General features: G+C 62.0%; 5 protein-coding genes. 1 reads left to right on the top strand and 4 read right to left on the bottom strand.

The genetic code is table 11. The features are described 5' to 3' along the window. Window positions 1-328: 328 nt before the first annotated feature. Entirely contained in the window at window positions 329-739 is a 411-nt protein-coding gene (locus AC30NL_RS04635) for a tyrosine-type recombinase/integrase (RefSeq protein ID WP_489462841.1), read from the bottom strand. A gap of 92 nt (window positions 740-831) precedes the next feature. Between AC30NL_RS04635 and AC30NL_RS04630 the strand changes: the two genes are divergently transcribed. Next, window positions 832-1,104, top strand: a complete 273-nt coding sequence (locus AC30NL_RS04630; protein WP_489462840.1) for a KGG domain-containing protein — start codon at window positions 832-834, stop codon at window positions 1,102-1,104. 175 nt (window positions 1,105-1,279) lie between these two features. Here AC30NL_RS04630 and AC30NL_RS04625 read toward each other — a convergent pair whose 3' ends face one another. The 3 genes from AC30NL_RS04625 to AC30NL_RS04615 are packed head-to-tail and all read right to left on the bottom strand — an operon-like array spanning window position 1,280 to window position 5,836. After that, window positions 1,280-1,612: a sensor histidine kinase gene (locus AC30NL_RS04625; RefSeq protein WP_489462839.1), complete on the bottom strand. Its 333-nt coding sequence runs from the start codon at window positions 1,610-1,612 to the stop codon at window positions 1,280-1,282. 46 nt (window positions 1,613-1,658) lie between these two features. Beyond that, window positions 1,659-2,768 carry a chemotaxis protein CheB gene (locus AC30NL_RS04620; protein WP_489462838.1) on the bottom strand — a complete coding sequence of 370 codons (1,110 nt, stop codon included), beginning with the start codon at window positions 2,766-2,768 and terminating at the stop codon, window positions 1,659-1,661. Next, entirely contained in the window at window positions 2,765-5,836 is a 3,072-nt protein-coding gene (locus tag AC30NL_RS04615) for a CheR family methyltransferase (protein ID WP_489462837.1), read from the bottom strand. Before AC30NL_RS04615 ends, AC30NL_RS04620 begins: the two co-directional genes overlap by 4 nt. Window positions 5,837-5,922: the final 86 nt, after the last annotated feature.

The raw sequence follows: 5,922 nt of genomic DNA, 5'->3' as shown, positions 1-5,922 counted from the left end.
GCCGGACGGCCCGCCTCCGTCCGCATCGTGCGTGAGGTCAACTAGAGGGCACGGGGAATGGGGCCTCCTCGTCCCGCTTCGCATCCATGCAACAACGCCGGCCAGCGCACCAATCTACTGTCGGCGCGGCGTTCTTGCTGCGCCCAGCCCAATGCAATCGGGCGGGCTAGGCGCCGATGTTATTGGCTACACGTGCTCTCCCCGTGGGGTTCCGCCGGGGCATCTCATGTCTACCGAGACCCGACAGATCCGCGTAGGGATCTGCTGGTAGTAGTCCTTATAACAATAAGGAACGCCTGCTACGCATCGCTGTTCACCGTCCAGTTGATCAATCCCATCCCAGCCGATGCCCCGCCTCAATGGCCTGATGCCGGCGATCATCCTCGGTGTGCAGGTAGATGCTGGTGGTGCTGATTGACGCGTGCCCCAACGTGTCACGCACATGGCGCAGGTCAACCTCGTTGGCCATTTGCAGCCAATGCGCAGAGGCAGCACGTAGGCGCTGCGCTCTGCTTGAGGACACCTCGCCTTGCGCCTCGAGGCCCAGGGCCGCCTGCTCAAAGACACTCTTCACGATTGTGTGCAGCGCCGCGCGCGTCATCGGCGCCGGCATTTCGATGGCCATCGTGGGTCGATGCGGCGCGTGCCACCATACCGGCATCAGCAACGGTGTGTGCTCATGCTCGCGACCTTCGGTGACCACCGGGCGGGCGAACCGGCCGGGGTCAAATAGGCACATCGTTTGCCGTCCTAGAGGGCGCGCGGCCGGAATAAACCAACCGTTGCACATTCCTCCGCTGATGGCGGGTCTTCGATGAAAGGAGTTTCAAGATGGCATCAAGCAACCAAAGTGGAAATCAAGGCAGCAAAGGCGAGGACAAGAGCAGCAACCGAGGAGGGAACCAGGGCGGCAAGGACTCGGAACGTGGCTTTGCGTCGATGGACAAAGATCGCCAGCGTGAAATCGCCAGCGAAGGTGGCCGTGCGGCACACGAGAGCGGCCATGCTCATGAGTTCACCTCGGAAGAGGCGCGAAAGGCTGCCGAACAACGTGGCGGCAACCAGGGCGGAGGCAACTCGGGCGGCTCGTCAGGAAAGAAATAGCGCGGCCTGATCACGGATGAGCAGAAAGGGTGGCGGACGCGTCACCCTTTCTGTCAATGGTTCCGCCCAGGCGATCAAGCCATCGACAGCACGAGGAGCCGCACCAACTCGGTAGAAACATCGCGTGTGGCTGAGAGCCTGAGAGGTCGACGCCCTTGGGCTTGAACTTCTTTGGCTACGCCTTTTGGTCCTCATCGCGGGGCGATGTCTTCGAAACCTGCCGCTCCTGCGCCACGTCTTCGTTCCCACGGGGAGGAGAAGCATCGCGGGGTAGAACGATTGAGAAGCGGGTTTGACGATTTGCCGAATGCACTTCCACTGTTCCGCCATGCGCCTGTGCAGCTTGTCGAACGATGAAAAGCCCAAGCCCGAGATGGCCAGCATCTTTGTTGCTTGCTCCCGCCGAGCCTCGGAAAAGCGGATCAAAGATCAGATCCAGTTCTGCCGCTTCAAGCGTCGGACCATGGTTGTCGACGTGGACTCTGACATGCTCCTCCTCGCATTGCACACCACTCGGACGGACCTTTCGTCCCCGTACTTAATGGCGTTGCCAATCAAGTTCCCCACCGCCTGACGGATCCGCGAAACATCCCAAACTCCTGGACAGGTGCTTGGCGCCTCGAACTCGATGCGCGCAGATGGGTGCGCACTGCGCTGCATCTCACCTGAGCGACCAACATTCTGTTCTCAGCACGCTGCGCGCGCGCGTCGCCCCCTTCACGCTGATCAACCTGCAGTGCGCGCAGCAGCAGTTCCTTCTCCTGCAGCGCGCGCAGCGCTCCCCACAAGGCACCATCGGTCTCTTCGCCCTGTGCGTGGTACAGCGTGCGCAGCGTGTATGCGTGCCCCGTATGGCACCGGTAACGATGCGGTTGCGTGTCTCTGATTTCCCATAGCCCGCCTTTGCAGTCCGGACAGACAAAGGGCGAGGGGGAGGCGATCGCTGAAAGATGCTCCATGGGGTCTCCCTGCGAGAGGCTCAGCGCGTGTTCATGCGCGGCAGGTTCCGGGGCCGCCAACGCCGACGGCCCGACCTCCGTGTTGACAAGCCTCGTGAGCAGGTCGGCCATCGACGCCAAGGGTACGCAGTGGTCGATTTGCGCGTACTTCAGCGCGCTGGCCGGCATGCTCGGCTCGGTCGCGTCACTGGGTTCCTGGACCACAGCGATGCCGCCTTGCGCCTTGATCGCCTGCAGTCCAGCGGTGCCATCGTCGAGTCGGCCTGTCAATAAGACGCCCACGACGGCAGGACCCATCGTCATGGCAGCCGATCGGAAAAGTGGATCGATGGCCGGGCGCGTGTGGTGCTCCTTGGGACCCCGGCTCAGCCGCAAGCGCTGGCCTTCGATAAGCAAGTGATGGTCCGGCGGCGCAACGTGGATTTTCCCTGGGACAAGCAGCTCGCCATCGGTCGCATGCGCTGCCTTCAGTCGCCCGGAGGAGGACAGTATCGCGGGCATGATGCTCTCGTGACTGCCGATGTGCAGAACGATGACGAGCGCCGCCGGAAAGGCTGGAGGCAGCCCCGACACCAGGGTCCGCAGTGCATTGACTCCGCCCGCCGAGGCACCGATCACTACCAGGCGTGGCGGCTTTTCACTTGTTGAAGGATCCACGTGCCTTGGCTTTGGATCACGCCTTTGCACTGCCTTTGGCGCGCTCATTTCGGCTCCTGCGCAGCGGCAGCATCCAACAGCTTGACCAAGATTTCCAGATCGACAGGCTTGACCAGATGCGCATCGAAGCCGGCCCTCGTCGAGCGATCTCGGTCGTCACGTTGGCCCCATCCGGTGATGGCGACAATCTGCACTCGCGCACGCCAAGGATGTTCACGTATATGGCGCGCCACTTCATAGCCATCCATGCCCGGCAAGCCGATATCGAGCAACACCACTTCAGGCGACCAGGCGGCGCCAAGAGCCAACGCGGCTGGACCATCGTGAGCCGTGCGCACGTCGTGGCCGAGAAAGCGAAGCGCGGCAGCAAGCGATTCCGCACCGTCGTTGTTGTCGTCGACGACAAGAATGCGCCGCTGCACAGTCGACGCCCGCGGCAGATCGACTGGTTCAGCTGCCTTCGCCTGCTCGATGTTTTCGAAGTTCACCAAGGGCTCTTGCGACAGCGGCAATTGCAAGGTGAACTCGCTGCCGCGACCCACCCCCTCGCTCGCAACCGACACGCTGCCGCCATGGGCCTCGACGAACTGCTTGACGAGGCTCAGGCCGAGACCAAGCCCGCCGCGCTCGCGTGCGAGCGAGCTGTCGCCCTGCATGAACATTTCGAACACGTGTGGCAGCTGATTGGCCGCGATGCCGATCCCCGTGTCGCCGACGTGGATGACAGCTTTGTCGCCCTCGACCTGCGCCGAAAGCCGGGTCTGGCCACCGGGGTTGGTGAATTTGCAGGCGTTGTGGAGCAGGTTGCCGACAACTTGCGACAACCGTGTCGCATCGGCGTTCACAAGAACTGGCTCTTCAGGCAAGGCAGCGTTCAGGTGAACCCCCTTGGCTTCGAAAGAAGCGCGAGCCGCATCGACCGATGCGCGCAGCAGCGTACCGAGCTCGAGGCGCTGCTTGCGCAGCTCGACGCCGCCTTTGGTGATGCGCGCAACGTCCAGCAGGTCGTCCACCAGACGCGTCATCTGCCGGACCTGGCGCTCCACCATGGCAAGCATCCGTCGCGCTAAATCGTCGGGAACATCAGCACGATTGAGGATGTGCAGCGCGTTGTGAATCGGCGCCAAGGGATTGCGAAGCTCGTGTGCCAGCAGCGACAAGAAGGCGGTCTTGTTGCGATCCGCCTCGACCACTTGGGCCAGGTACTCGCGGTTGTGCTCTTCAAGGCGAGCGGCTTCAGTCCGGTCTTCGATAGCGAGAAGAATCAAGTCACTGTTGGAGTCTTCGCGCTCGATGCGTCGAGCGCTCAGCCGCATTACTTTGGTGCCGATCTTTTCGAATTCATGCTGGACTTCGAAGTTGCTTAAAGCGTTGTGGTCGGACAAGACCTTCGCAAGCTGCTCGCGCAGATCCCGAATGTCCCAGTGACGGTTTCCAAGGTCGAAGAAAAGCCGACCCTGTGTATCGGATGGGGTCGTCCGAAACATTGCGTAGAAGGCGTTGTTCGCAGACTGCACACGCAATTGAGCGTCGAGCACCATAAGAGGTTCGCGCATCGTCTCGACGATGGCCAGAGCGTAGTCGCGCTCCTCGCGCAACCCTGCCTGCGCCCGCCGCAAATCATCGATGTCGAACAGGACCAGCACGGCCCCGTCGATGCGGTTGTCGGTCGTGCGGTAAGGATGGATGCGCAGCAGATACTCGCGGCCGTCAGGGCCACGAACATCGCGCTCCTTCGGCTGTACGGTGGCAATGACATCGCCCACCAGCTCTTCCATATCCGGCAGGTTGACGCTTCGTATCAGATGGCCGATCGAGCGGCCGACGTCACCGGACAGCAAACCGAGCAGCTTACCAGCGGCCGGTGTAAATCGGCGGATGCGCAGGTCGAATCCGAGCAATACCTTTGCCACGCCGCTGCTCGCCAGCAGGTTGGTCATGTCATCGTTGAGGTGAGCCAACTCCACATTGCGATTCTGCAGTTGCTCATTGACGGTTGTCAGCTCCTCATTCATTGATTGCAGCTCTTCCTTGGCCGTCTGCAATTCCTCGTTCGAGCTTTGCAGCTCCTCGTTGCTTGAAAGAATCTCTTCGTTTGCAGACTTCAATTCCTCGTTGGCGGCGTCCTGTTGTTCAAGCAGCGTCTGCAGGTAGTCGCGTGTCGATGTCAATTCCTGCCGGATGCGGCTCAATTCTGTTTCTTCGGAAGTCGCTACCGCATCGCGAGCTGCGGCACGCGCGTCGGCGCTGACCCTCCTCGCGGTCTCTTCGAACAGCACGAGGTAGCAGCGCTCGTTCGCATGCGGGAGCTTGATCGGCAACACCTGCACATCCACCTCCCGATCCACGCCGTCCCCGCGGATGCGCAAATCGGCATGGCGAACGGCTGCACCGCTGCGCTGGCATTCGACGACAGCTGATCGCACTGCCATGAAGATGCCTTCACGCGCCATCTTCAGCAAGTTGCTGCTCGGCTCGCCGGCAGCCGGCGCGAGGAATGCGCCCGTCTGGCCGCGGAACTGCAGGATGTCGAAGTCGTTGTTAATGAGTACGCCCGGGGGCACATACTGTCCCGCCACCACCCTGTCGGCCTCGCGCAGCCAGTCAGCCGGCAACGCGCGCGGCGGGGCATTGGCCTCGCGTCCGCCCGCCCCCGGCCGGGCATGTTGATCCTCGGCGCGGTAGTTCGGAGAGAGCCGCGACACCCCCGTCGATCTGCGAGAGTAAATGCGATGCGGCTGATCAACGACGGCGAACAGGTCTGTATTAGCGCCTATCGTCTCTGACGCGCCGAGGAGGAGATATCCACCTTGATTCAAGGCATAGTGAAAGGTCGGGATGACGCGCTTCTGGAGCGTCGGACTGAGGTAGATCAGCAAATTTCGGCAACTGATGAGGTCCATGCGAGAGAACGGCGGGTCGGCTGCCACGTTCTGCCGCGCAAAAATGACGATTTCCCGCAGTGTCTTGCTGATGCGATAGTGGCGATCTTCCTGGTGGAAGAAGCGGCGCAGCCGCTCGGGCGACACCTCCGCCTCGATGCTGCTGGGGTACAATCCCGTGCGTGCCTTCTGCAGCGAGACTCTCTCCGAGAGGTCGGTGGGGCGTTGTTGCATGGATGCGAAGCGGGACGAGGAGGCCCCATTCCCCGTGCCCTCTAGTTGACCTCACGCACGATGCGGACGGAGGCGGGCCGTCCGGC

Origin of the sequence: Rhizobacter sp., from assembly GCA_021153565.1 — a bacterium.
Classification (GTDB): Bacteria; Pseudomonadota; Gammaproteobacteria; order Burkholderiales; family Burkholderiaceae_C; genus Albitalea.
The sequence above is the reverse complement of the archived record's forward strand: the minus strand, read 5'-3'. Positions and strand labels throughout refer to the sequence as shown.

Coding starts and splice junctions, on each gene's coding strand:
- AC30NL_RS04620 (WP_489462838.1), bottom strand. CDS start 2,768: ATGAGCGCGCCAAAGGCAGTGCAAAGGCGTGATCCAAAGCCAAGGCAC.
- AC30NL_RS04630 (WP_489462840.1), top strand. CDS start 832: ATGGCATCAAGCAACCAAAGTGGAAATCAAGGCAGCAAAGGCGAGGAC.
- AC30NL_RS04615 (WP_489462837.1), bottom strand. CDS start 5,836: ATGCAACAACGCCCCACCGACCTCTCGGAGAGAGTCTCGCTGCAGAAG.
- AC30NL_RS04635 (WP_489462841.1), bottom strand. CDS start 739: ATGTGCCTATTTGACCCCGGCCGGTTCGCCCGCCCGGTGGTCACCGAA.